The organism is Chitinimonas sp. (genome assembly GCF_036568685.1).
Taxonomy (GTDB): Bacteria; Pseudomonadota; Gammaproteobacteria; order Burkholderiales; family Chitinimonadaceae; genus Chitinimonas.
Window position 1 is genome coordinate 1 of record NZ_DATCSC010000009.1, and the last position, 2,263, is coordinate 2,263.

The window sequence follows — 2,263 nt, forward strand, 5'->3', positions numbered from 1 at the left end:
GCATTTTCGTAGTCGAGCCCCATGCAACTACGTCAGCAGGAATACCTTTTATCTGTTAAAAAGCGCCCCAATATTTCAGCAGCCCCACCCAACGGCTGTAACAAACCGGTCCAAGAGACCGCATCAATCTTCGGAATCGGCGCGCGGAACAGAGCTGTGCGCGCCCAGACAGGAGCAGAAGTAATGTCCAAGCAAAAAATCGGCGTGATCGGTATGGCGGTCATGGGTCGCAACCTGGCGCTGAATATCGAGAGCCGCGGTCACTCGGTCTCGATCTACAACCGCTCGCCAGAGAAGACTGACGAAGTCATCGCCGAAAATCCGGGCAAGAAACTGGTCCCCTTCCACACCCTGGAATCCTTTGTCGCCTCGCTCGAGACGCCGCGCCGCATCCTTCTGATGGTCAAGGCCGGTGCTGCCACCGATAGCACCATCGACCAGCTCAAGCCGCTCCTGGACAAGGGCGACATCATCATCGACGGCGGCAATACGCTGTACACCGACACCATCCGCCGCAACAAGGAATTGTCGGCGCTGGGCTTCAACTTTATCGGCACCGGTGTATCGGGTGGCGAGGAAGGCGCTCTCAAGGGTCCCTCCATCATGCCCGGCGGGCAGAAGGAAGCCTACGAACTGGTCGCCCCTATCCTCAAGGAGATCGCGGCGACTGCCAATGGCGAGCCCTGCGTGACCTATATCGGCCCGGATGGCGCCGGCCACTATGTGAAGATGGTGCACAACGGCATCGAATACGGCGATATGCAGCTGATCGCCGAGGCCTACGACATCCTCAAGAACCTGCTGGGCCTATCCAACGACGAGCTGGCCGAGGTGTTTGCCGACTGGAACCGCGGCGAGCTCGATAGCTTTTTGATCGATATCACCGCCAATATCTTCAAGAAGAAGGACGACCTGACCGACAACTACCTGGTGGACGTGATCCTCGACCAGGCCGGCCAGAAGGGCACCGGCAAGTGGACCAGCAAGAGCGCGCTCGACCTGGGCGTGCCGCTGCCCCTGATCACCGAGTCGGTCTTTGCCCGCTTTATCTCGGCACTGAAGAGCGAGCGCGTGGCAGCCAGCGAAGTGCTGCACGCGCCGGCGCAAAAGCCGGCCTTGGCCGACCGCACCAAGCTGATCGAATCGGTCCGCCGCGCCCTCTACCTCTCCAAGATCGCTTCCTACGCCCAGGGCTTTGCGCAGATGCGCGCGCAGTCCGAGGAAAGCGGCTGGAACCTGCAGTACGGCGAGATCGCCAAGATCTTCCGCGCCGGTTGCATCATCCGTTCGCGCTTCCTGCAGAACATCACCGACGCCTACGCCAAGAACCCACAGCTCAACAACCTGCTGCTGGACCCCTACTTCGCCGGCATCGCCAACGAGTACCAGGCCGCCCTGCGTGAAGTGGTGGCCAACGCAGTCCTGGCCGGCATCCCGGTGCCGACCTTTGCCTCGGCCATTGCCTACTTCGACAGCTACCGTGCCAAGCGCCTGCCGGCCAACCTGATCCAGGCCCAGCGCGACTACTTTGGTGCGCACACCTTTGAGCGGACGGATCGTGAGGGTGTGTTCCACGCGCAATGGTTTTAGGGAAAAGTAGACGCTGCAGTTTGAGCCTATACGTAGCGTAAGCGCCCGGCATAGCCGGGCGTTTTGCTTCATACGATGCGGAAGCGCGCTTTCGCTTAATCGCATCCATCCCCCCCGCCCCTGCCGCCGCAGGGGAGCCTCGCTAACGCTCGTCATTGGACATTGGCAGGCCAAGCACCGACCGGAGCCGGAGGGCACGCTATACGGCTTGCTGAACTGAATGCTTTAAGCTTGGAACTGGAGGAACGAGCTTGGACGCAAAACTGTCGATACTGTTAGTGCTGCTGGCGACTGTGAGACCCGCATTCCGGTTGCTGGGCAATCTGGCGGTACGCTTTCTATTGCCTCGGCATTGCCGGGGCCATATCGACCCGGACACGCTCGCTACGGGTACGATTGGTGGCGTGCTTTGGGTCGCATTGCTGTGCATCTTGGTGGCCTATCTGCACTTCTTTCCGTCCTAGCGTCAAGGCCGCTATTGTCTGTATTCCGTATTGCCAAGCGAACCAGAATCTGAGGTTTGCCCTAGGCAAAGGGAACTTCTACCCACAAGTGCTGTGGGTAAGTCCGTGGATAGCTGTGTATGGGCGCGCTTAGTGCCGGATTTACAAGGCGGCTTGTTGGTTTGCCTAAAAAATTGGCGGTCGAGCGTGTACTTGGGGCGTTCCCAATT

1 protein-coding gene is annotated in these 2,263 nt (G+C 59.6%); it reads left to right on the top strand.

Translation table 11 applies throughout. The features are described from left to right. Window positions 1-183: 183 nt before the first annotated feature. Window positions 184-1,590 carry an NADP-dependent phosphogluconate dehydrogenase gene (gene gndA / locus VIM95_RS01520; protein ID WP_331982075.1) on the top strand — a complete coding sequence of 469 codons (1,407 nt, stop codon included), beginning with the start codon at window positions 184-186 and terminating at the stop codon, window positions 1,588-1,590. Window positions 1,591-2,263: the final 673 nt, after the last annotated feature.